Below are 24,688 nucleotides of genomic sequence, written 5' to 3'. Positions count from 1 at the left end.
GTCAAAGATGACTGCCAATGAATGGATGGGATTTGCTTATGAACTCATGTGAAATACTTATACAACAAAAAGAACACCTAATACTCGGTGTTCTCTGCAAGTTCGAGGAAATCTTACCTTCTATTAAATCCCGGTATTTTTAAAACGCTTCCATTATCAAACACAGCGGCCTGGCTTATCATAAACATATCGTTACCTTCAAGGATTCCTGTCATGATTTTTGAAACCAAGAATAGCAATTACAAACATGCCAAAGCTTAGCATTAGGGAAATAACTTCGAAAGTACCCATTCACACCGCCTCCTTACATCCAGCTTTTCCTGATCAGAGATTGTCCTATACAAGAAAAACATGAAGGCAGCACCTTTTATTCAAAAAAAAGCAAACCCCAATCAAGGTCTGCCCTCCCACTCCATTCATATCATTGAAAGTTTGAAAGTTCCCATTCGTTGAGAGCTTCTTTTTCATAACCCAGTCCTGTTAATAGCCCATTCCTTTTTCCACAACGTTCTTGAGCGGCTTACCGTCAGAAAACAGCTTTAAATTTTTCAGGAATAACTCCATTACACGATCTAGATGTTTGGCAGAGTTGTAAGCATTATGTGGGGATACCATGACATTTTCCAGCTGCCAGAAAGGGTGATCCTCAGGTAAAGGTTCTACTTCAAACACATCGAGCGCCGCTCCTGCTATGTGCCCATTTTTCAATGATTCAATTAAATCTTCATCCACAATCGTATTACCACGGCCGACATTAATTAAATGGCTGCCTTTTTTCATTTTATTTATGCGTTCTTCATTTAAAAAATAAGAAGTATCTTTCGTAAACGGGAGTGCCAAGACTACAAAATCGGACCTAGAAAGGACCTCATCCACTTGATCCATCCCCATTATCAAATCAGCAGGTTCATATTCTTCCTTCCTCTGGGCGGGATTTCTGCGGCAGCCAATAACGGTCATTCCTAGTCCTTTACATCTCTTTGCTATCTCAAAGCCAATATCACCATACCCAATTATCCCGACTGTTGAATTCTCAAGGTCTTTCACAGGGATTTCAACCCAATTTTTTTTTATTTGATTTCTGATCATTGTCGGCACACCCCTTGCTAACGAAGATAGCATCGCAATTGTATGCTCGGCTATCGGGACAGATGAGCAGCCTTTGACATTAGTGATGATGACATCGCTTTTTTTGATGTCTTCATTCAGCATGGCCTCCACTCCCGCACTGTCTGAATGTACCCATTTAATTTTTGGAGCTTTTTTTAAAATGCTAAGATTATCATGAAGTCCCAGCGTATAAAGGATATCAAACTTTGATAGATCTACTGTTGGCTGCGGTTCAGTTTCGCCGAATTCCCATGGTTCGATAACAACTTCAGAACAAATCTCCTTAAACTCATTGATGTATTTCTCCGGTATATCGACCCTGATATAAAGTGAAGGTGCTGTTTTTTTAGAATCGGACATTATTAAACCTCCTCAACAACCTGCAATCCCTTTTTCCCTCTTTGATGAAAGCAATCCGTTTCATGTTTCGTGTCTATCCCCGTGCTTTATGATCACTTCAAGCAATCCGGTTGCTCTTCTCTAATTCTATCCCAAAGAGGCTGAAAACTCAGCCATCCCTCATATTCAGTTCCCGTTTGTTCTGCAGTTAACTTTGCATACTCCTGTTCTATAAAAATGGGCTTGCCTACAGATTCAGCCATTATCTGTGCTTGACATGAACGTTCCATCGTTATGAACCACCAAGCAGCTGAATCTACAGATTGGCCCACCGTTAACAATCCATGGTTGCGGAGGATGACAGCTTTGTATTGACCTAGAGCCCTGGCAATGCGTTTCCCTTCTTCAGATGCATAAACCACACCAGTAAAATCATCAAATAATGCATGGTCATTGTAAAATTGGCAGGCATCTTGCGTAATCGGATCTAACAGTCTCCCTAAAGAAGACCATGTCTTTCCATAGACCGAATGAGCATGTGCCGCTGCAACTGCATCCGGTCGTGCTTTATGAATTTCCGAATGGATGGCAAAGGCAGCACCATTCACTGAATGTTCACCCTCCACAATATCACCTTTATGATTAACCAATATAAGATCTGAAACGGAAATTTGACTAAAATGCATCCCAAACGGATTGACCCAGAAATGGTCTGTATATTTTGGATCACGGACCGTAATATGGCCAGCTATCCCTTCATCGAAACCAAACTTTGAAAAAAGCCGGAATGAAGCTGCCAACCGTTCTTTCCGGTGATTGCGCTCTTCTTCCATTGTATTGAATGTTGCGGGTTGAAGGGAAATTGTCTTTGTCATTTTTCTTTCCTCCTTGATTCTTTTTCTGTTTTTTTGGTGAACCATCAATTAGCCATGGTGTCCATGTCAGCTTTACCCTTAACATCTTGCATTTCCTCGCTTTTGTTCTCGAGATGATTTTTCGAACTTAGGAAAGTAAATGTAGTAATGACGACAAAACTAGTAGCGAGCCCGTACAGAATTGGTTGAGTGGAGGATGGTCCATTTATCACCAACCCAACAATAATAACGACCATGCTGGCCAGGATGGAGTAAAATGCGGCTGTAGCCGTTACCCTCTTCCAAAAGAATCCAAGGATGATTGGAAAGAACACAGCACCAGATAAAATTGCATAAGCTACATCCAATGCAACTAAAATATCCTGAACCCATATCGAAACGATAATGGTCAATACACCAATCGTTAAAGTCGTAATCCGGGATGTTTTTAAAAATTGACGTTCACTCATTCCTGGACCGATATATTTTTTAATGATGTCATTAACAACTAAAGTGGAAGAAGCAAGCAATGTCCCTGAAGCTGTGGACATAAGGGCAGATACCACACTCGCAATGACGACCCCCAATAGACCAGGAGGCAAAGTTTCCATCGCTATACTAGTAAAAGCGTTTTGTGGATCTCCTAAATTAGGAAGGATAATAAAAGCGCACATTCCAATGATACTGATTGCTATCGCATAAAAAACACTATATATTCCCGCTCCAACCGTACCGCCACGAGATATCGCTTTGGTTCGTGCAGTAAAAAGACGCTGCCAGATATCTTGGCCAACAACAACCCCTAAAGTAAATAGTAAGAAGTATTGAAAAATTGTCTCTCCGCCAATGTTGCCTAACTCGAAATGGGATGCAGGGAGATTTTCTTTAAGCGATTCCCACCCTCCTGCCTTAGAGATGCTCAATGGAAGCATGATAAAGAAAATACCGATCGTCATGATGACGAATTGCACGACATCAGTCATGGTGACTGACCACATACCTCCTAATATTGTATAAAATAAAACGATCCCACCCCCGACTATCATGGAAACCGTTAAATTCCAGCCAGCCAAAACATGTAATATCGTCCCCATCCCAATCACTTGCGTTACAGTCAGCATGAAAGTATAGATAACAGAGACAAGGGCACTAATCAATCTTGTTTGAGAATTGTAACGCTTCTCAAGCATTTCACTGATCGTCAGTACTTTTAAATCAAATATCTTATTTGTTAAAAACAACCCGATAGCGATAATGCCGAGTCCAATCATCACCACTAGCCAAATACCGGATATCCCAAACTGATAACCTAACTTTGCTGTACCTAGAGTGGAAGCCCCCCCTAATATCACAGCAGCTAAACAGGATAAATACATAAAATGCCCTAGATTACGCCCTGCTACAATGAAATCATCTGCCGTTTTTGCCCGTTTGGATCCGATTACTCCCACAATGATTAAAACAGAAAAATATAGAATCATGATCGATATATCCAAAATATGCATGTACACATCTCCTTTTGGGGTTGTTTTGTTTTATATCGCTTTGTGTTTAAAGAGGGAAGGATTGGATTTCACCGTTCCTCCCTTCAATTTATATGAGAGAACTAGTTGTTAAGCTGCGTTTCCAGATCTCCCGTTCTCTCTTTTTTCTCCAGTTTACCTTTTTTTGCGAGAGCGATGAGTGTGATGAATTCATAGACAATATTAGCTGCGGCGGCTGCCGTGATTTGTCCGTGATCATATGATGGTAAAACCTCAACAAGATCGAATCCTACAAAATCTATATTCGTCAATCCTCTTACAAAGGCTAAAGCATCATCAATGCTGGCCCCTGAAACCTCCGGGGTCCCCGTTCCAGGGGCATAGACGGGATCTAAAAAATCAATGTCAAAAGATAAAAACACCGGGCCCTTCGCGACACGTTCATGAATGACCTCTAGCATCTTTTGGACCCCGATGCGTTTATAATCGTTCGTCGTATAAACCCCCAAACCTAAATCCTGGGCATCCTGAAGATCTTCCGGTCCGTAAAGACCACCCCTCATTCCAATTTGAAGAGATCGCGATACATCGATGAGACCCTCTTCTATTGCCCGGCGAAAAACCGTTCCGTGATTATACTTTTGATCAAAATAACTATCCCAAGTATCGGAGTGAGCATCGAATTGAAGCAAGGCCACTGGTCCATGCTTTTTTACGATTGCACGTAACTCCCCTAGAGTAATAGAATGATCGCCTCCTAATGAAATGGGGATGATCCCTTTTTCAATGACGGGGGTAAGCTCTTCTTCGATCTTTTTATATGTTTCAGAGATATAACCGGGAATGATCGGAATATCCCCATAATCAATTCCTGATATATAATCAAAAATATTTATATCTTGTTCTGGATTATAAGGGCGTAAAAGGATTGAAAAATCGCGAATGGCTTCTGGTCCGAATCTCGCACCCGTTCTGAATGATTGCCCGGAATCAAAAGGAATTCCCGTAATGACAAAATCCATATGTTCATCTACCTGTTCAACAAATGGAAGCCGCATAAACGTACGTACTCCGCAAAAACGGGGTGATTTGAATGAGTCTTTCGGTTGATACTTCATCATGTAACATCCTCCTAAATTTCAACTATTATTTTCACTACATTGCAATTTCATGATGTTAAATGAACTTCCATCTTTTTTACACTAATAGAATGGAAATATATAACACCCTTGTTTGGAAGTTCTCTTCTTACCTTTTACATAAGCAAGATTCACGCCAACTATTTCGCTGCGGTTTATAAGGCTTTTCGATATTCTGTTTCATCAAATGATCAAAGACTTAATCATTTTCTTATTTTTTAATTTAATTTTTGATTATTCTGACTTTTTGATTTATATTTTAATTAATCAACATCCCAAAGGAGCGGAACTCATGTATGACGATATGCTGGAGGAAGAACTTAATAAGATCATTGAAACATCGAATAATAACATCCTCATTACCGATCAAGATGGAATCATTTTATATTCCAATCCAAAGCTTTGGGAGATTTATGGTATGGAAAGTGATTCTTATATCGGTACCTCTGTCTATCAATTAGAAAGTGAGGGCCTTCTCACACCATCCATCAACGCGATTGTTTTAAAAGAAAAAAAAGCGAAGCGTATAATGCAACATACAAAAACAGGTCATGTTGTCATGTCAACTGGCTATCCCATTTTTAATAAGGACGGACTTCTCGTTAGGGTAATCAGCTATGGCCAGGATCAAACCGAGATTCTGCAATTGCAAGATCAATTTGAGCAATTACAACGAAAAGTAAAAGGCTATCAAACCGAAGTCGAGGATTTAAGAGAAAAGGAACTGGATTACCATGATATGATCGCTAGAAGTAATGAAACGAAGCAGATTTTAAAAACGATCCATAATGTTGCAAAAACCGATGCCACGATTCTCTTATTAGGACCATCCGGGGTAGGGAAAAGCACTTTTGCCCGTGCTGTTCATGACCAAAGCAACCGAAAGAAAGAACCTTTTATCGAAGTGAATTGCAGCACGATACCTGATAGTTTGTTTGAATCCGAAATATTCGGCTATGAGCCGGGATCATTTACAGGGGCAGATAAACAAGGAAGGCAAGGCCTGGTTGAGCAGGCTGACAGCGGAACTCTTTTCTTAGATGAAATCGGGGAACTCCCACTTGCCATGCAAGCTAAATTACTGAAAGTATTACAGGAAAAAAAGATAAAGCGTATCGGCGGAAAAAAAGAAAACTATATTAACTTCCGCCTTGTTGCAGCAACTAATCAAGATCTGAAGGGGATGGTTAGTCAAGGTAAATTTAGATTAGACTTATTTTATCGTTTGAATGTGATTCCCATCCAAATTCCGGCTTTGCATGAACGTAAAGAAGATATACCACTCTTAATACAACATTATTTAAAGAAAACGAATGATAAATACCAGAAATTCAAAAAAATCCATCCATCGACTTATGAAGTTTTGACCCATTATAATTGGCCCGGGAATATACGAGAATTAGAAAACCTAATTGAACGGTTAATCCTGACCATTGAAGTGCCAAATATATTTCCCGAACACCTTCCACAATCCATCACAGGGCAAATAGAGCAGCCCGAAGATTCCACTTTCTTGGCAATCGAAAAAGAATGTGAAGAGAATTTCGATTTAAAGAAGACACTGGAAAAGGTTGAAATGCAACTGATTGCTAAAGCATGGAAACAATGTAAAACCACCTACGAAATGGCATACCATTTGGGCATCAGTCAGCCAACGGTCATCTATAAATTAAAGAAATACAAAAAGTATTTTTAAATTCATCTGGATTAAAATCCCCTAGACACGATAGATGGTGGTCCTTAGCCTTTAGTAATGAAATGCCATTCAAGCTAAGTGCGCTTTTGAAACCTTATATGCCAGTTGCCATAAACCCAATAACAATAAAAAAGCTATAATACAAACAATCAATAAAAAAATCCACATTCAAGATGAATGGGATTCACAAATATCTTTTTTAAGTAAGATTTGCAGGCTTAAATTAATTCAACGAATAATCGTCAGTGAGGCTCCTGCTGCTCCTCCTGTAAAGACAACTGTGGCCGCTAAATCAAATACATGAAGGAGATTGTATCCTCTGCTGATAAATTAACACCCACAGCATTATTATAATTAGAAATTGAGACTGCTGTTGATAATATGGAGTTGCCAATAGGCAAAGCACCCTTTAAAATCAACCTCGAACCAACAATAATTGTTACGTTAACTGTTGTTGATCCTGTCGCCAAGTTAATCCCGTGGCTCCGGTTGTTCCTGTATTTTTCCTTTTTCTTTTTTTAGATATCAGGACATGATTGCTGAATATCAGGTTTTTAGAATGGAATAATCTTGAATACATATATCAGACCGAATTTTTTCATTTCAACGGTTCCGCCTAAAAAACAAAAGATATTTTACTATATCAACAGAATAAGAATTACATAACCTAATCGAAGCTGAATACATCAAAAAAAGAGGCACCCATAATGGGAGCCTGAATTTTTAGTGAAGGTAAAGCTATTGTATGTAAACTGAAACCTTTCCGCATCCCTATCCGATGCGATAGTTGAGAAATAAGATATTCCACCCAGTCACTTAGAGATACCTTTAAGCCTTTTAATGGTTTAATGAGGCTTTGACCTACGGACACGGACTTAAAACTGGAAATGAAAAAAATAAAAATGAATCAGGAAATCATACATAATTTCCCGATTCATTTTTGACATTCATTTACTTTTTATCTTTAATGCTTTTGGGAACATAGTCATTCAGTTTGTTAAATAAAGAAGTAATGTAGGAGTTGAGCTCGAATCGATCCTCCTGAATAAATTCAGCTAACGACACTCCATTCTTTTTCATATCTTCTCCCCCTTTTAGCATTCTATCCTGATGCATATACCTCCCAGCCTCAGCCTCCACTACCTTTGAATCCAGTCATAGGCGCACTTACAATATCTCTCCATCGTTTTCTTTATTTGATTATCATGATTATACAAGAAAGCGCTTACAATGTAAAATATTATAATACTATAGATTCCTATTCTTATGTTTCAGATTAAATAAAATTTCATCTTCATCATATTTATATTATCAAGCTGCACTGGCTTCTATGTGCGTATGAGCTTATTTATAACTACTTGTCTTTTTTACAATGTTCAAAATTTCATGAAATGCCCTTCAATATTTCAGTTAAACGAAGGAACTCTTCCTTATCACGATTTCTTAATGAGTCATCGATTTCTTTTTCAATTTGTGCTTTCCGATAATCACTAAGTGCCTTTTTTAAAACCATTTCAGCCATCTCTTCAGGTTCAAGCGATGTTCCTGGCAATTGCTTCTCCATACGAAACCAACTCCTTAACCTTTTTTCTATTATACTAAGTAACTTGGAGATTATTATTATTTATTAAAATCTTATCCTTTCCGCTTTTTTATTTCCTTATCCACATGATTTCCACATCGCCACTCTTCTATACATAAAAAATACTAAATGATTTTAAGTGAATGTTGTTCTCATCTTTAGTTAAAAATTTCCCCTTGCTTTGGCTTCACCATTTTATCCGTTAAGGTCTGAATTTGTTTATTTCCATTACTTTAGAATTAATTATATTCGAATACAGCTGATAAGAGCTAAGTTAATCGCTTCATTTTTTCTGAAAAATCAGAAATATATTGACTGTGATGGATAACCCCTCTAAAATAATCTAAATAATCCAGTTTTTTACTTATATTCCTAGCCAGCGATTTTGTTCATTCAATGTAAGTGCTTTATTTATGAAACCATTTTTGAGTAAAACTATGCATTAAAGGAGCATTATCCATGAAAAAAAGTCGAGTTCTTTTCGCTAGTTTAGCCGGTTCCGTTATCGAGTGGTATGATTTTTATTTATACGGGACAGCAACGGGCTTAGTTTTTACAACTCTATTCTTCCCCAATCATGATCCTGCCATTTCACTTCTTCTCGCCTTTGTCACTTTCGGGGCAGGTTACGCAGCCCGTCCAATCGGGAGCATCCTCTTCGGTCATATGGGTGATCGCATCGGGCGGAAGGCAGCACTCATGTTTACACTAATTGGCATGGGCGGGAGTTCAATGCTTATCGGTGTTCTGCCCACTTATGCCCAGGTTGGTTTGGCGGCACCCGCTATCTTGGTGGTGCTGAGGTTGATTCAAGGAATTTCCCTGGGAGGTGAATGGGGCGGAGCCATCCTATTGGCAACGGAATCTGCTCCAAAGGGTGTCCGTGGGTTATATGGATCCATTCCCCAACTAGGGGTACCCATCGGTTTAGTTGCCGGTTCGTTCAGCCTAACCCTTATAAGTTCCTTGACAACCGATGCCCAATTTTTAGCTTGGGGTTGGCGAATTCCTTTCCTTTTAAGCGGTGTACTGATTGCATTGGCAATCTGGGTAAGGAGTGGAATTGAGGAAACGACGGAGTTCCAGCAACAGAAAGATAGCGGTGATCTTGCGAAAGTTCCCATTATTGAAACGTTGAAACACGATTGGAGAAGTGTGCTGCAAGTAATCGGACTAAAAATCGGGGACGGGTTCTTCAATGTATTCATCATGTCCTATGTTCTCGTCTTTACTACAATGTATTTCGGTTATTCACGAGATTCAGCCTTGACCGCTTTAACGATTGGCTGTGCTACAATGCTAGTTACCATTCCATTCATTGGTTACATTTCTGATTTTATCGGTCGAAAAATTATTTATTTTGGGGGCCTGATTCTCCTTTTCATCTTGGCTATCCCATATTTCACAATGATTGGGCAAGGGGTCGGCTGGTTCTATTTTATGCAGGCAATTGTGCTCGGAGTCGTCTGGGGAGCCATTTTTTCTACACAAGGAACATTATTCTCAGAGCTCTTTCCAGCAAAGGTCCGTTATACTGGATTATCCCTCGGATATCAGGTCGCGGCAGCCATTGCAGGTTTCGGTCCCCTCATCTGGACCACCATGGCGGAATCATATGGCCCATCCCCTTTGGTATTTGGCGGATTCATGATGACAGGCCTCGTAATCTCCCTAGCACTCTGTCTGCTATTACCGCATTCCAGTAGAATCATCGAAACGGATCAAACTCTTAAACCCGATGAGCTGGATTTGAACTGATTCTAAAATCCCTGGCATAAATAAAAACAAAGGCTGCATGTCCTATCACTTGGACAAGCGGCCTCTGTTTTTTAGAACGCAGATAACTCTCTAAACTTGCTTACTTCCTATAATCCCTAAGAGATCAGTCAGCTTCCGGATTTCATAGGTTGGCTTGATTCCTAGATTATTATCCTTTTGATGGGGATTGTACCAGCAGGTGTCCATTCCATAATTCAATCCACCCTGTATATCTGATGTCAATGAGTCACCCACTATCAATGCTTTCGATTTATCTGTGATCTTTAACTTGGAAAATGCATAATCAAAAATCCCTTTATCAGGCTTCTGAAACCCAGCCTCTTGGGAAGCTATCAAATGCTCAAAAGTATGTCTAAGAGGAGAACCCCCGATTCTTGCAGTCTGCACTGACGTAAAGCCATTTGTTATAATAGCCAGCCGGCATCCTTTAAGCTTCTCGCAAACCTCTACAGCCCCTGGCATTAGATGTATTTCCTTTCCCAAATATCCCAGATACGCACGGCTGAATGAATCCGCATGGATATCAAGACCATGCTTAAGGAATAACCGCTTAAACCTTTCCACTCCCAGTTCAGTTAAATCAATAAGTCCCTGTTCCAGATCTCTCCATAATCCTCTACTGATTTCTTGATAGCCTACCACATAATCCTTTGCCCCGGTGGGCAAACCGTACTCCAAAAAGGCTTCATGCAGTGCCTTTTTTTCCGATATTCTAAAGTCTAGCAATGTATCATCAACATCAAATAAGATAATCTCGTATTTCATCGCTGCCTCCTGTATTCATACTGAACTGTTTAAAATCATCATCTGTATTACTATTCCTATGATTAGAAGCCTAACAAAAAGAATAACTTCTTCCAAACATAGAAAAGCCGAATAATGAACACTGTTTTACCGAGAACGTTGAACAGGTCACACAGATTGATCTCCCCACTTCTCTCGATAAAGCACTTGATGAAACGAAACGGATATTGATCAGGAAATCTTACCAAACATACAAATCATCAAGGAAAGTCGCGAAGGACCTCTCTATCAGTCAAACGAAAGCTTCGGCATTGATCCGGGAGTACTGTTGGGATTTAATGAATAAATAGATATCATGAAAGGACAATATTTATCTTACCTTAAACAAGTCCATTTGCCCCCAACAAACATGCTGGTTATTCGTTGCTAGTGATCGATAGTGAATGGTAAACACTTATATTCGAATTCATATTTCACTTAGCTATTAAATTCAGGTACGAACAGAAAATAAGAGACTTCCCCTTTGCGGGCAAGTCTCTTATTTTTTATGAAGATCCAACTATTTTATCACCTCTAGGCTTTGTACTATTTGAATCTGGTTCTTTTGTGATGCCAATTTGATTGAATTGATCATTAATGGACAGTTTGTATGTCAACGATCCTGTGCCTGCTTCATCAGGCTTGAAGGTTCCTGCATTTGTCCGTTTTCCATCTTTCAGCAACCATACCTGATACACCTCGGACTCTTGAAGGCTAGGCAAATTCTGAATCTGAACGATTAACCTTCTTTCTTCACCTTGCTGCAAAATGTATGCAGCACCGTCCGTATTCATCTTTATAGCTGTCTTATCAGCAGGCTGCAAAGATAGTGACGTTTTAACCTCCATTGGCAGATTGATGGCTGTAAGTTCTTTTTTTAGTTGAATATTGGAATACAACAGCACAAATGACAAAACTAGAGTGGCCAGCAAGATACCTGAAGTTACAGGTGTAAACTGCTTAAGGAAAATACCACTCCATTTCTTTTCCTTTATCACTGGAACTTCATCATCAGTCTCAAAGACAAAATTCATAACCTCCGATTTCATGGAGGAAGAAGGTTCGATTTCCTCGAAATCCCATTTCAACGAATTCCAGGCTTCCGTCATTTGTTCATACTCCCTAGTGCATTCAGAGCAGTGAATTAAGTGTTCCGTGAATGCCTTTTTTTCTTTTTCCTCCAGTTCACCCGATAAAAATGAAAGCAGGTTAGCGCATTTTGTATTCATTTACAAACCACCTACTTCCAAATGCTTTTTCAACAATTTAAGCGACTGATGAAGTCTGCTCTTGATGGTACCAACCGGTTCATTTTCAATTTTGGCAATTTCCGTTAACGAGTACCCTTTCCAATACAGTAAATCAATCAGCCTTTTTTGCGGCTTGCTTAACTTACTTTTTGCATTGGCAATTTCACTGTGTAATAGCCCATTTTCTATATCATTATTCGGATCTTCTATGTCAATTGGATGACTCATGTCCATGTGTTTGTTATTCCGGATATGAACACTGTCTTTACGCACATAATCGACACACACATTTCGTGTAACCGTCAAAAGCCAGCTTAAAAAGTGCCCCTTTTCAGAATTGTAACTGCTTTTTGTGGTCCAGAGCTTTAAAAAGACCAACTGCACAATCTCCTTAGTTTTTTCAGCATTTCCATTTGTGAATTTAAAAATAAAACCATAGATTAATTTAATATGCCGGTCATAAAGTTCTTCCAGGGCAGGACGATGCTTTTTCATTACTAATGCCATCAATTCCTTATCAAGTTTTTCTTTCAATCGCACCTGCAACTCCTCACCAAGTAAATTTGGAAAACGAACAACAGGAACGACCACCAGTGATCGTCCCTTTTTTTCTTATTTTGGAAAAACCGTCTCATTATTTACAATATACCAAACATTTTTCACTCCTTCACCATTGACATCTCCCGCTGCCTTATCATTCACAAAATAGTAGAGTGGAAATCCTTTGTACGTTACTTGTTCTTCTCCTGTATCTTCCCTTTTAATGGTTCCAAAGTCTTTTTCCTCAAATCCTTTTGGAACAGCAAAATCCCTTTCCATGAACGGCGGCCATTTCTCCAGACATTCATCCGCGCAATTGCTTTTACCGGATTTATCATTCTTGAAAAAATAAAGTGTCATTCCCTTGGAATCAGCCAAGTATTCGCCTGTTGTTTCACTTTCCAATAATTTTAGGGTTACTGCTTTTTCATCGGCAGTACCACTAACAACTTGATCCTTTTTGGGTGAATCATCAGCTTCATTTCCACACGCCGTCAAAACTAGGACCATCATAAAAACTGAAAATACCAACCACTTTTTCATATACTTTCACTCCTCATAAATTTTATTTCCATCCCCATTTTTGAAATACTTGATGGGATTCTTCCGTTTTAAGATAGTCAATGAATTGTTTTGCTTTTTTCTTGTTTTCGCTCTTACTTGTTATGCTTACCGGAGTTCCCCTATATAGCTTGTCTTCCTCAGGGAGTTGAACCAGGTCTGTCACATCCGATAGACGGTAATGCCAGGATTCATAGGTTATCCAAGCGTCGAATTTAGAATTTGCCTTCCATAGCTCGATAGCTTCTGCACTGGACTTCACTGAAATGGCAATATTCCTGCTAATTCCAGGAATAAGTCCTTTTCTTCCCGCCAAATCTTCCCATAGCCCCAGTTGCCCGGCTCCATTAACATCCACAATCTTTACGCCCTTCTTCGTTAAATCCTCCAATGACTGTATATTCTTTGGGTTTCCTTTTCTAACCAGAATTCCAGCTGCCCTCGAGTACAATTCAGTACGGCTTTTTTCATTAATGATACCTGGATGGTTAAGCATGAAATCAGTTAGCATATACTCGGAACCTCCGTAAATGATATCGGCATCCTGCTTGGCTTGATCAATCCATTTTTCTTCGGGTCCCGCTGTTACCTCAACTTTTATTCCCGTTTCTTTGGTGAATTGCTCCGCTACTTCCTTGATTGGTCCAAGAGGGCCACCTGGACCGTATACTTTTACGACATCGTTGACTGCTTGCCCCGGTTTCGAATTCATTTCCGGTGAAAATCCTACCAGGACTAACATCAATGATATCCACCCAACAAAAATGACCTTTTTCTTCACGTCTTTCTTCTCTCCTTTCTAAAAAAAACTTTGTACTATAGATAACGGGACAAACCTCAAAACGGTTTGAAAAAGATTGTTAATTATTTTTAACTTGCTGCAAAGTACATCTGATGATCTCCAGTTTTTAAGTTTTTCACTCAACAAAAAAACCATTCGAAAACGGAATGGTTGCAGACTGTAGACAAACTCCATAAGGATTGAGTCTTTCTATAATTTTTATAAGATTTTTAAAATTTTGCCGTTGATTGGAACATAGAGCCCTCTGCACCATCCGCCTGCGGGTTCTCCCATGGAAGCGCTTTTCTAAGCAGGAGTCTCGAACCTTTCGTTCCAATCAACTTTGTTTTAACATTAAGATAGAGCTCCTTTTGTCTATTTTCTTGCCCATACTTTTTTCAAGCATCTTAAACCAAAGAATTGAAAGAAAAGGTTAGCTTGAATTGCTTCCCCTTTTCTGTATTTTTCTTTTCCCAATCACAGCAATCACCAACAATAACAGAGGTATAATCGTTTGCATCAAAATTCCTTGAAAAGGGAAGGCGATGATATCATATCGACTGACATCCATAGAGCTAGGATACGACCAATAGCTGAATTCTACAATCAATATCCCTATCGGCCATACAACAGGACGATAGTCGGAGAGATTCAGCCACTGCGCGGTACCTAAAGCAGCCGCATAATAAAACACAGAAATTTTGACAAACGCCCCTACTATCCATACGGCCATGATGGCGGACTCCAAATGTTCAAAAAAGTCGGCCAAACTGATGTACCGAGATACATTCATCACGGGATAATTCTTTGTGGCTGTTGTTGACCCGAGTATAAAAAGAACCAGAAGATTCACCACAATCAACGTCATCATCACGGCAAAAACAGACAGCATCCCGGATTTCATCCCTTTTTTCATATCGGTTAAAAAAGGGAGGAGAAAAATCATCAAAAAAAACTCGCTGAACCATCCACCCGGTACAATCGAACCCTTGATTGGAGGCATAATTCCATTCCCCAATATCGGGAATATATTCTTAAATTCAAGATCAGGGCCCAGTAGGACGATTAAAATGAGGATTGGAAAGATAAAAACAGGAACCAACAATTGGGCAGCTCTCCCCATCACCTCTATCCCTCCGCGTACCATAAAGGCACAGAGGAGTACCATCGATGCCATGATCACGCTAATCGGGGTTTTGACCAGAAAAGAGTCGACAATAAATTCTCCGTAACTTCTTAGGATTTGCCCTGTTATCGGGATATAAAAAAACAAGAATAAAAAACCGAGAATTTTCCCCGGAATCCGACCTATGATATGTTCACTGAATTGGATAACCGTTTGTTTCGGATAAAGTTTGTGCAGTTTATAAGTGATATACACCGTCGCATACCCGATGAGAGACGCCAAAATGGGGGAAAGCCATAAATCAGTTTTGGCATATTTCGCTGTGATGCTTGGAACACCGAGAACAGCCGTTGCCACAATCGTTGGATACATCAAGAATGCCATCTGTAGAGATGAAATTTTACCTTTCTCCATCATCTTCCTCCTTTCTGTGATGGTATGTAAATTTGGAATCACGTAGCCCACTGATAGATTTACTTTTTCATAAACTCTTCAAACGGCTAAAAAAAGAGATGCAATCCATTCAGTTAGTCCTGCCCTCTGCGCGAGTACGAACATAGATAGCACCTTTTTGATAGGATATTTAGCATAAAAAATGCCCAGTCAGCTGGTTTCGGTTCCTTTACGATTTCTTTTCCTTACAACAGCAATCACCAACAATAACAGAGGAATAATCGTTTGCATCAAAATTCCTTGTAAAGGGAAGACGTTAATATCATTACGACTGACATCCATAGAGCTAGGCAACGACCACAAACTGAATATGACAATCAAGATCCCTATCGGCCATACAACAGGCCGATAGTCGGAGAGATTCAGCCACTGCGCTGTACCTAAAGCAGATACATAATAAAAAACGGAAATTTTCACAAACGCCCCCACTATCCATACCGCCATGACGGCGGACTCTACATGTTCAAAAAAGTCGGCCAAACTGATGTATCGAGATACATTCATCAGGGGGTAAAGTTTTGTGGATGTGGTTGACCCAAGTACAAATAGAACCATAAGATTCACCACAATTAACGTCATCATCACGGTAAACACAGTCATCATCCCTGATTTCATCCCTTTTTTCATATCTGCCAAGAAAGGGAGAAGAAAAATGATCAGGAAAAACTCGCTGAACCATCCACCCGGTACAATCGCACCCTTGATTGGGGGCATTATACCATCCCCCAATACCGGGAATATATTCTTAAATTCGAGATCAGGAATCAGCAAGAGGATTAAGATAAAGATTGGAAAAATGAAAACAGGTACAAACAATTCAGCAGCTCGCCCCAACACTTCTATTCCCCCGCGTACGATGAACGCACACAGAATCACCATCGATATCATGATCACACTAATCGGGGTACGTACCAGAAAAGAGCCGACAACAAATTCTGCGTAGGATCTAAGGATTAGCCCCGTGTTCTGGATATAAAAAAGTAAGAGTAAAAAACCGAAAATTTTCCCCAGAATCCGACCAATGATCTTTTCAGTGAATTGGATCACCGTTTGTTTTGGATAAAGTTGGTGCAGTTTATAAGCGATATACACCGTCAAATACCCTATGAGCGCAGCAAAAATGGGGGAGAGCCATAAATCAGTTTTGGCATATTTGGCTGTGATGCTGGGAACACCGAGAATAGCCGTTGCCACAATCGCCGGATACAACATGAATGCCATCTGCAGAGATGAAATTTTCCCTTTCTCCATCTGCTTCCTCCTTTCTTAATAGAATGAAATTAATCCCGCAACACCCACTAATAGACTCACTTTTCCATAAACTCTGCAAATGGCCTGAAAAGAGTCTCCACCCATTGAGTGGGCCCTGACATCTGTGGGAGATTGAACATGGACAAAACCAAGCCAGTGAGGAGCAGTGTAACAAATGCCACTTTATCTTTTTTAGGATTTTTTTTCATTTTCGGCCATTCATACAAAATGATTAGAATTACAATCACGGTTGTACACAAAAAAGTCCCCCATCTCACTTGTCCTTCACCTCATTTTCAGATAAACCTGCAGGTTTGTTAATATAGCCCTGTCTTCGAATATAGGCCATAACATCGATTTCCACTTCCATTTCCGCGAATATCTCATCCCAGTGGTTTTCGACCTTATTAAACTGTTTAGGATATTTCCTATAGAAATCTTTACCTAACCCTAAAATGTCCGATTTCTTATGCTGTGTATTCAGAAAAGCCAGCTCGATGCGTTTTTCTATATCTTTTTGATAGGCTCGTTCTGCCATTTTTAAAGATTTTGGACTTGAAAGGTCTAAATTCGTTCCATTTTGTATAACAGCTCCTTCTGTATTTACCTTCACCAACAATTTCCATTTGTCATTGATAATTTGCGGAATGATCTTGACTTTGGCTGTCACTGGATTTAAAGAAATCTCCCCTTTCACACCTTTTGGTTGTAAGGTCACGGTATATGATTCTATTTCATCCCTTAACCACAATAGCCCTCTAGTTTCCTTTTCAGTTATCGTTCCAGTCATTTTATCTTTTTTGAACACGGCTGATCCGACAATGTAAGGAATCCCCTGTAATTTCGTTTGCCCTTTCCCTGGAGGTAATATTTTAATGAATGGAATTACGGCCGCTTGAGGCTTACCCGTTAACATTTCATCTAAATCCTGTAGTGTGACCAGCATCCCGATATGTAAATCAGATAGTTCTCTAAGCACTTCCCCTGAATAGTTTTCCAGGGGCGGCAAAGATTCAAGGATAGGCTTTGCTTTCCCTTTGCTTACATACACATTTGCTTTCTCTCTTGGCTGCGGATGGCGCAGCAAAAAATCCAGCTGCTCTTGAACTCCTTCCTTCGCTAACTTTTCACCGAATACAAATACTTTACAATGTCCCCAAAATACTTTTCGCGGAAGCTTGCTTTGAAGCCTAGACAATGCATCTGAAATATTGGAGCCTTTTTCAGATCTCACCAATGTCGTAACCCCACCCCCTCCTTGACTGGACCCTCCTTGACCTCCTCCGCTACTTATTGAACTTGGAATAAAGACTTGGACGGATAGTTCGATTTGATTATCATCCTTCTTATCGATGGCGGCTGCTGTGACAACCGCCAAATCAGTGATTTCCACTCGATCCCAACAACCGCTTAGAAAAGGGGTCGTTCCACAAATACCGAGCAAAAGAAGGACGCTTTTCATGAAATGACGCCTTTTTCCTTTCTCCAATATCCTTTTTCGCCTCCAGCTATTATTCACTCCGTTTCACTCCCCCTTTTTGGATTTGGTTTCTGTTCCGGGGCTTGACGGTATACATTAGAATCCCCTGTGAGACGCGGGCGTGAATCCATCATCCACCAAGGGGCTCTCCACAGCACATCTTTCAGCTCTTTACCTTTTAACGGTGCCAGTGGCGCTAAGTATGGAACGCCAAAGGAACGTAAGCTGCATAAGTGAATGACTATGGCGATGATCCCCATCATGATGCCAAGCAGTCCTAAGGTACCGGCAAGTAGCATCATTGGAAAACGCAGCATCCGGAAAGCAATTCCGGCAATATAACGAGGCATCATAAAAGAAGCGATTCCCGTAATTGCAACCACAATGACCATTGGCGCTGAAACCAAGCCCGCTTGTACGGAAGCTTGACCAATCACTAGCGCTCCAACAATGCTGACGGCAGAACCTACCTGCTTCGGCAATCGAACCCCTGCCTCTCTTAGTGCTTCAAACGTAATTTCCATAGCCAATGCCTCTACTATTGCAGGAAAAGGGACCGATTCCCGTGATGCTGCTACGCTTAGCAGGAGGGCGGTTGGGACCGCCTCATGATGGAACGTCAAAATGGCAACATATAGGGACGGGAGCAAAAGGGATAAAAACATGAAAAAATAACGCAACCAACGGATAAAAGTGCCTGCCATAAAACGTTGAGCATAATCCTCTTGTGATTGAATCAAAGAAAAGAAGGATATTGGTGCAATTAAAGTAAAAGGGGTTCCTTCTACAAGAATGACAGCTCGTCCCTCCAGCAAACTAGAACAGGCTACATCCGGCCGTTCTGTCGACATGATCTGAGGGAAAGGTGAAAACGGATTGTCCTCAATCATTTCCTCGATGTACTCGCTTTCTAAAATACCGTCTATTTTAATTCGTTCCAACCGAGTTGTAATCTCTTCAATCAGTGTTTTATCCGCAAGTCCATCAATATAAGCAATTGAAACATTCGTCCTGGTAAGAGTTCCGATCTTCATCGATTGTATTTTAAGGGCAGGACTTTTAATAATGCGTCGCAATTGGGACGTATTTACCTCTAGCGATTCAATAAATCCCTCTCGTGACCCCCTAACTCCACTCTCTGCCACAGGTTCTTCAATCGCTCGCTTTTCCCATTTGGACAATCCTAAAGAAAATCCATCGCTTCCCCCTTCATATAGAAGGATCGGGTTTCCAGAGGAAATCGATTCAATGCAATTTGCCAGCATACTCACTTTTACCACTTTAGGAACGGGCAATTTATGTTCAATAAAATCATTTAATGGTTGTGGTTCTTTTGATGACTCCTGCATGAGTGGAGATAGCACATATTGCTCTATCGCCTCGATGTCTGAGAGTCCCGCAATGTAAATGAGCATCGCCCGCGTTTTTCCGAAAAGTAAGAACGAGCGAAACATGACATCCGAACAATTATCATAAACAGAACGAAGTGTTTCTACATTTTGACTGAAATTCGCATCAAGTGAATCTGCAGGCTTGGAATCTAGGTAATCATTTTGCACCAGGGATTTTTTTTCTTTCTTTTTTCTTAACAATTTGCCAACATTACGAATCAAGCTGGTTACCCCCATTTTTTTGCAGGTCGCTCTAACTCCATTTTTCTATGTTTCTTCATTAAGGGTATTTTATACAGAAGATCCTGAGACTAACATGAACTTAATTTTCATTTAAGCAGTTTTTAAGGGTAAATAAAGGCTACGTTAGAGATTGATATTGAATAAACCATAATCATTTGTGATATCCTGTTTGTAATTAATGACAAAGGGGTATATCAAAAACCGTGGCTACACATTAGTGAAAAATACTGTCTCTGTTTAAGTATGGATTTTGACCAAGATATGCAAGACCATAAAGAAGATACTTTTTAAAGGATGGATATTCGCTTTAAAATACCTCTGCATTTTTATCTTTTTATAGTAGTTTCATGGACACTCAGAGTAAAACATTAGAAGATAGGGGGATTCTATGTCATTCTTAATCGCTTTGCTCGGATTATTGGTTGCCACAATAATTGCAACCATCTTGAATGCCATATGGCCTCGTATTCCGCTTCCAATATATCAGATAGTCATGGGAGCAGTGCTTTCATTATTGCCATTTCAATTATCGTTGGATTTTCATTCAGAATTATTCATGATCTGTGTCATTGCTCCGCTGCTCTTTACAGAAGGAAAAAATACGTCCCGTAAAGAAATGCTTGAATTGCGTAAGCCTATTCTGTTATTGGCCTTTGGGTTAGTATTCGTGACCGTTTTTGCAGGAGGTTTTTTCATCCACTGGTTAATACCCGATATGCCCATGGCTGTTGCTTTTGCTTTAGCAGCCACGATTACCCCTACGGATGCCGTAGCGGTACAATCGATTACAAAAGGATTGAAATTGCCCGGAAATATGATGCCCATCCTTGAAGGTGAATCACTTTTCAATGATGCTGCTGGAATCGTTGCTTTTAAAGTTGCCTTGGCAGCTGCCTTAACTGGAGTATTTTCTATAAAAGATGCTTCGCTTAATTTTATATTCGTAGCTTTAGGCGGTATCTTTATAGGTATCCTATTAGGTTATTTAATCGTTAAATTACGATTATTTTTACGGGTTCATGGACTTGAAGAAGTCTCCATGTCCATTGTTATTGAACTGATTACGCCTTTTGCCATATATATGGTAGCTGAAGAATTCCATGTATCCGGCATCTTGGCAGTGGTTGCTGCAGGTGTAATTCATGGCATCGAGCGGGACCGCCTTCAGAGTTCCACAACTAAATTGCAAATTGTATCAACTAATACATGGTCTGTATTAGGTTATGTTTTGAATGGACTTGTATTTGCCTTGTTAGGATTCATGTTGCCGATTGTTTATCAGGAAATTGAGTCCGGCTTAAATAGGGGTAATCTTTTTGGGATAAGTGTTTTGATTGTTCTTTTATTATTGGTGATCCGTTTTATTTGGGTATACATTCTGCATGATACTTTTACGAAAAACAGAGTGAATCCATTAGAGCAATTCATCATGTCAAGGGTTCATCCAGAAGATAGCCATGACACCGATGAGGAGAATGTTTCAAGATCACGATTTGCCTTCTTGACATCCGTTAGCGGCATTCATGGAACCATTACATTAGCTACAGCTTTATCCATACCATATTTTATGCCGGATGACACTTTATTCCCGATGCGTAATACTGTCTTGTTTATCGCAGCTTGCGTTATATTGTTAAGCGTCATATTGGCTACGGTTCTCTTGCCATTACTGGTGAAGACACCGATTGAATTCAAAGATGAACGCCTAACCCCTGAGGAGGCTTATAAAATTGTTTTAAATAAAACGATCAATCAGCTGAGCAAAGAAGCAACCATCGATAATCAGAAAGCTGTCCATCAAGTGATGGAAGATTTAAATGATCAACTGATAGATTTGGAGCGGGGAATAACAAATAGACCGGATAATCGGACCATACTGGAATTAGTGGAGCTAGGGGCCAATGAGGAATTGGAAGTCGTTTCTGGGTTAGTCGAAAAAGGGATTATATCTGAAACAGCCTTTGAGCTTTATAAAGTGTATATTTCAAGAACGTTAAATTATATGCAAAAATCATCGCTGCAAAGAGCTTGGATTAATTTGCAGGCAATCCTTTTCAAGAAAAAGCTCAATGTCAAATGGGATAAGAAATGGAAAGCGAAATTAGAGGACTCCATCGTTAAAAATGCTGACCTGATCCGGGAGTTCCGTAAAGCACAAAAAGAAGCTTCAAAGGAAGCTATTTCATTGATCAAACAAAAAACTACACCAGAAAACCGTCATGAAGTAATGCTTGTCATTCAAAGATATAATCGTTATTTGAATCCGTTCGGAACATTAAGTGAAAAAGAAGCACATCGCTTCGAAGAGATGGTGTGTCATTTTCAGTTGAATGCGATGCAAATCGAACGTGATATCATTCAGCAAATGGTTGAAGAGGAGCAAATATCCACACAAACAGCAACGGAGCTTAGACAAAACTTAATCTATGATGAAATGCTAATGATCCAAAATTGATAAAATATAAAGAGACACCGATACAACAGGGAGCGGTGTCTCTTTAGTAAATAAACATTTAATCTAATTGAACAATCCATTGTGTCCTCTCAATTTTCTTTTATCAATTCCGTTGAAAGATGCCCCGGAAGCTTAACTCATCCAAGTTGAAAATCACTAAGTAGGAAAATCGCACAAACTGATTACCTGGAAGACATGCTGCTTTCTTCTTTCCTGCCAACAAAATACGGTCTTTTCTTATCCTTAAAGCGCTCCATCTGTTCCTGCACTTCTGATTCCATTCATGGTTATGGATATGCTTGAAATGGATACTCAGATACACTAAATAACCGTCCAACCAGTTGGACGGTCCCTTTGCAAAATCTTAATTCCCTTTTGAATGCGTTCATATTAATTAGCTTATTTAATGACCTTTTCCAAGAGTTCGATCACTCTTTGCTTATAAAAGTACTTGGCATCACCACGGCGACAACCTCGCCTCGGGCGCAAAGTTTATCGATCGCAAATACCTCTGTTTCGATTCTCCATTTCTTAGGATGAATCTCATGAATTGTCCCAATGGCTATTAATGGTACATCATTGGGAGTTGGCTTTACGAACTCCACTTTCAGTGAAGCTGTCACAAACCTAGGAGGCCCCACTCCATCTCCAACTTCTTGCCCATTTTTACGATGCATTGCCAATGCAGCTGAACCTGTTCCATGACAATCAATTAAAGATGCAATCAAGCCACCATAAACAAAGCCTGGAATTGCGATATGCTCTGGACGTGGTTTATAAATTGTCCTTGTTTGTTCTCCTTGCCAACCCGTTCGAAAATGATGACCATCTTTATTTAACCGACCACATCCATAACACCATGCAAATGCATCTGGGTAATCATCTTGAATCGCTTTTAACACTTTCTCCTCCATTTTACCTCCCCCTTTTTCAGAATATTATAACACCACCAAAGAATAATTGGTCAATATTCCCTAACAAGTTATTGGCGAAGCTGAAATTGTTTATTTCTATAATTTAATTTTAGACCGTGATGTGTATATGAATGGTCAGAAAGAATTAATAGAAAAAGGCGAAATGAGTGATGCATCAAATTACCTAGGTAGCTATCAAAGTATTGAGATTTTTGATGCTGGCCGTATCCATATTGTCCATCAAGCCAGGTATTTCTCTGGTTTTTATTTATCTGCATCACTCTTTCAACTAAATTAGTATTATGTTGAAAGAGTTGATTTCTAAAAAAGCCCCCTTCTTAGGGACCTGATTAATGACATAAATGTATTGTCTTGTCTTTTAATTCTTTTGATGAAATTAATATACTGTAGTTAGTACCAAAGATCGACTATTCAATATTGATTCCTGTTCGAATTGATGTTTCTACACCCTGGTTGTACATATCTAATTTTTGAAAAGGGTTATGTACTAAGATAGGGACCATATCATATACTCCCTTTTTATTGTTGATTTCTAAATTTGTTTTAAGAGTAGCCACCTGGTTATTTTTTAGTTTGTGAAAGGTCACATTTTTATTATCAATTATTTTAGTTTGCTCCCAATCAAACAAATTTAAAAGAGCATACGTTTTTTCTTCCCCACTTACATTTCCTATATGAGTGTAATACGTTAATTCCTTTTTTGACTTAGAAATATCTTCAGTTAGCCATCTTTTATAATCGTTTTTTTCATTAGAAACGAAAATCCCATCCAGAATATCCTCTGTCTTAATCTTTCCGTATTTATTAAAGTTTAAATCTTTATAGACAGTGTCGTCGTTACCAACGCTTGTACTAAACCTCATAAATAATAAATTATTTAAATCCGTTTGTTTTCTAAAATCTTCATCTAAGCTAACGTTGTCTGGATACTTAGCTATCACGAAAATAATGTCATGTAATCCTTTTTCAAGTGTATCAATTTCAAATGGGATTTCAATAGTTTCTCCGGCTTTCATTTTAAAGGTAAAATCCGAATTTTTATCCCTACCATCAATGCTGAAATTTGTTTGCTCATAATCAACAAATAATATTAATTTGTATATTCTATCTTTATTAATTAAATTACCAATAGATAAATATTTATTAATCTTTTCATTCTCATCTATCTCAAAGTGACTAACCGTTTCAATATTACCGCCGGCATTATATAATCCTAGACTTATTCCACCAGCTTCAGTATTTGGTAGGTTATCTCTATCACTTGTACCTGATATAGTATTCGAGAAATTTGTATTTTCCAAAACCATTTCTTTTTTCACTTCTGAACTTTGTTCAACATTTGAACTACATCCAGTTAGCAATAAACTGAGAATAAATATCCATTTTAAATTTTTTGATAACTTTATCATAATGAAGTCCTTTCTAATAATACAAATGGAGAAAAATTTAAATATTT

The 24,688-nt window shown here is 39.3% G+C and carries 24 protein-coding genes; 5 read left to right on the top strand and 19 right to left on the bottom strand.

Going from position 1 to position 24,688, the window contains the following annotated elements; genetic code table 11:
- Positions 1-198: 198 nt before the first annotated feature.
- From UP17_RS29450 to speB, 5 genes are all read right to left on the bottom strand, one after another.
- Entirely contained in the window at positions 199-291 is a 93-nt protein-coding gene (locus UP17_RS29450) for a putative holin-like toxin (protein WP_289320953.1), read from the bottom strand.
- Between the two features lie 189 nt (positions 292-480).
- Positions 481-1,470 (bottom strand): D-2-hydroxyacid dehydrogenase, encoded by a 990-nt coding sequence (locus UP17_RS04295; protein ID WP_061461806.1) that lies wholly within the window; start codon positions 1,468-1,470, stop codon positions 481-483.
- Positions 1,471-1,562: 92 nt separating this feature from the next.
- Complete coding sequence (locus UP17_RS04290) at positions 1,563-2,369, bottom strand: class II aldolase/adducin family protein (RefSeq protein WP_081108695.1); 807 nt, start codon at positions 2,367-2,369, stop codon at positions 1,563-1,565.
- The gene (locus tag UP17_RS04285) at positions 2,369-3,808 is read right to left on the bottom strand and encodes a sodium:solute symporter family protein (RefSeq protein WP_061461804.1); all 1,440 of its coding nucleotides are present in this window, start codon (positions 3,806-3,808) and stop codon (positions 2,369-2,371) included. Before UP17_RS04285 ends, UP17_RS04290 begins: the two co-directional genes overlap by 1 nt.
- A 101-nt stretch (positions 3,809-3,909) precedes the next feature.
- Positions 3,910-4,908 carry an agmatinase gene (speB, locus tag UP17_RS04280; protein WP_061461803.1) on the bottom strand — a complete coding sequence of 333 codons (999 nt, stop codon included), beginning with the start codon at positions 4,906-4,908 and terminating at the stop codon, positions 3,910-3,912.
- Between the two features lie 310 nt (positions 4,909-5,218).
- Here speB and UP17_RS04275 point away from each other — a divergent pair, with 310 nt between their 5' ends.
- Positions 5,219-6,622 carry a sigma-54 interaction domain-containing protein gene (locus UP17_RS04275; protein WP_061461802.1) on the top strand — a complete coding sequence of 468 codons (1,404 nt, stop codon included), beginning with the start codon at positions 5,219-5,221 and terminating at the stop codon, positions 6,620-6,622.
- A gap of 951 nt (positions 6,623-7,573) precedes the next feature.
- On the opposite strand, the gene UP17_RS29160 is transcribed toward UP17_RS04275, so the two are convergent.
- Both UP17_RS29160 and UP17_RS04270 read right to left on the bottom strand, forming a co-directional pair.
- A complete protein-coding gene (locus UP17_RS29160; protein WP_260398923.1) occupies positions 7,574-7,702 on the bottom strand; it encodes a hypothetical protein in 129 nt (42 codons plus the stop codon).
- 304 nt (positions 7,703-8,006) lie between these two features.
- A complete protein-coding gene (locus UP17_RS04270; RefSeq protein ID WP_034315231.1) occupies positions 8,007-8,186 on the bottom strand; it encodes an IDEAL domain-containing protein in 180 nt (59 codons plus the stop codon).
- 477 nt (positions 8,187-8,663) lie between these two features.
- On the opposite strand from UP17_RS04270, the gene UP17_RS04265 reads away from it, so the two are divergent.
- Complete coding sequence (locus tag UP17_RS04265) at positions 8,664-9,962, top strand: MFS transporter (protein ID WP_061461801.1); 1,299 nt, start codon at positions 8,664-8,666, stop codon at positions 9,960-9,962.
- A gap of 90 nt (positions 9,963-10,052) precedes the next feature.
- Here UP17_RS04265 and UP17_RS04260 read toward each other — a convergent pair whose 3' ends face one another.
- Positions 10,053-10,748 carry a YjjG family noncanonical pyrimidine nucleotidase gene (locus tag UP17_RS04260; protein WP_061461800.1) on the bottom strand — a complete coding sequence of 232 codons (696 nt, stop codon included), beginning with the start codon at positions 10,746-10,748 and terminating at the stop codon, positions 10,053-10,055.
- 98 nt (positions 10,749-10,846) lie between these two features.
- Between UP17_RS04260 and UP17_RS27310 the strand changes: the two genes are divergently transcribed.
- A complete protein-coding gene (locus UP17_RS27310) occupies positions 10,847-11,077 on the top strand; it encodes a hypothetical protein (protein WP_349817600.1) in 231 nt (76 codons plus the stop codon).
- Positions 11,078-11,272: 195 nt separating this feature from the next.
- Here UP17_RS27310 and UP17_RS04255 read toward each other — a convergent pair whose 3' ends face one another.
- The 9 genes from UP17_RS04255 to UP17_RS04215 all read right to left on the bottom strand — a co-directional run bounded on the left by UP17_RS04255 (position 11,273) and on the right by UP17_RS04215 (position 19,821).
- Positions 11,273-11,995, bottom strand: coding sequence for an anti-sigma factor (locus UP17_RS04255; RefSeq protein ID WP_061461799.1), 723 nt, complete (start codon positions 11,993-11,995; stop codon positions 11,273-11,275).
- Positions 11,996-12,550, bottom strand: a complete 555-nt coding sequence (locus UP17_RS04250; RefSeq protein WP_061465967.1) for an RNA polymerase sigma factor — start codon at positions 12,548-12,550, stop codon at positions 11,996-11,998.
- Between the two features lie 78 nt (positions 12,551-12,628).
- Positions 12,629-13,099, bottom strand: coding sequence for a COG4315 family predicted lipoprotein (locus UP17_RS04245; RefSeq protein WP_061461798.1), 471 nt, complete (start codon positions 13,097-13,099; stop codon positions 12,629-12,631).
- A gap of 22 nt (positions 13,100-13,121) precedes the next feature.
- Positions 13,122-13,829 (bottom strand): extracellular solute-binding protein, encoded by a 708-nt coding sequence (locus UP17_RS04240; RefSeq protein WP_434218693.1) that lies wholly within the window; start codon positions 13,827-13,829, stop codon positions 13,122-13,124.
- Positions 13,830-14,331: 502 nt separating this feature from the next.
- A complete protein-coding gene (locus UP17_RS04235; RefSeq protein WP_061461797.1) occupies positions 14,332-15,438 on the bottom strand; it encodes a GerAB/ArcD/ProY family transporter in 1,107 nt (368 codons plus the stop codon).
- Positions 15,439-15,627: 189 nt separating this feature from the next.
- On the bottom strand, positions 15,628-16,728 hold the full coding sequence (locus UP17_RS04230) for a GerAB/ArcD/ProY family transporter (RefSeq protein ID WP_061461796.1): 1,101 nt from the start codon (positions 16,726-16,728) through the stop codon (positions 15,628-15,630).
- 56 nt (positions 16,729-16,784) lie between these two features.
- Positions 16,785-16,988: a hypothetical protein gene (locus tag UP17_RS04225; protein WP_250211754.1), complete on the bottom strand. Its 204-nt coding sequence runs from the start codon at positions 16,986-16,988 to the stop codon at positions 16,785-16,787.
- Positions 16,989-17,002: 14 nt separating this feature from the next.
- Positions 17,003-18,247, bottom strand: coding sequence for a Ger(x)C family spore germination protein (locus UP17_RS04220; RefSeq protein WP_061461794.1), 1,245 nt, complete (start codon positions 18,245-18,247; stop codon positions 17,003-17,005).
- Complete coding sequence (locus UP17_RS04215; protein WP_289320969.1) at positions 18,244-19,821, bottom strand: spore germination protein; 1,578 nt, start codon at positions 19,819-19,821, stop codon at positions 18,244-18,246. The genes UP17_RS04220 and UP17_RS04215 overlap by 4 nt, the downstream gene beginning before the upstream one ends.
- Before the next feature lie 409 nt (positions 19,822-20,230).
- On the opposite strand from UP17_RS04215, the gene UP17_RS04210 reads away from it, so the two are divergent.
- Positions 20,231-22,297, top strand: coding sequence for a Na+/H+ antiporter (locus UP17_RS04210; protein WP_061461792.1), 2,067 nt, complete (start codon positions 20,231-20,233; stop codon positions 22,295-22,297).
- A 428-nt stretch (positions 22,298-22,725) separates the two neighbouring features.
- Here UP17_RS04210 and UP17_RS04205 read toward each other — a convergent pair whose 3' ends face one another.
- A complete protein-coding gene (locus UP17_RS04205; protein ID WP_061461791.1) occupies positions 22,726-23,211 on the bottom strand; it encodes a PaaI family thioesterase in 486 nt (161 codons plus the stop codon).
- A gap of 127 nt (positions 23,212-23,338) precedes the next feature.
- Here UP17_RS04205 and UP17_RS27305 point away from each other — a divergent pair, with 127 nt between their 5' ends.
- On the top strand, positions 23,339-23,509 hold the full coding sequence (locus UP17_RS27305; protein WP_155727220.1) for a hypothetical protein: 171 nt from the start codon (positions 23,339-23,341) through the stop codon (positions 23,507-23,509).
- A 130-nt stretch (positions 23,510-23,639) separates the two neighbouring features.
- On the opposite strand, the gene UP17_RS04200 is transcribed toward UP17_RS27305, so the two are convergent.
- The gene (locus UP17_RS04200; RefSeq protein ID WP_061461790.1) at positions 23,640-24,641 is read right to left on the bottom strand and encodes a hypothetical protein; all 1,002 of its coding nucleotides are present in this window, start codon (positions 24,639-24,641) and stop codon (positions 23,640-23,642) included.
- Positions 24,642-24,688 lie beyond the last annotated feature (47 nt).

It is taken from the genome of Peribacillus simplex (assembly GCF_001578185.1).
GTDB lineage: Bacteria > Bacillota > Bacilli > Bacillales > DSM-1321 > Peribacillus > Peribacillus simplex_A.
This window is presented reverse-complemented; position numbering and strand designations above follow the sequence as displayed.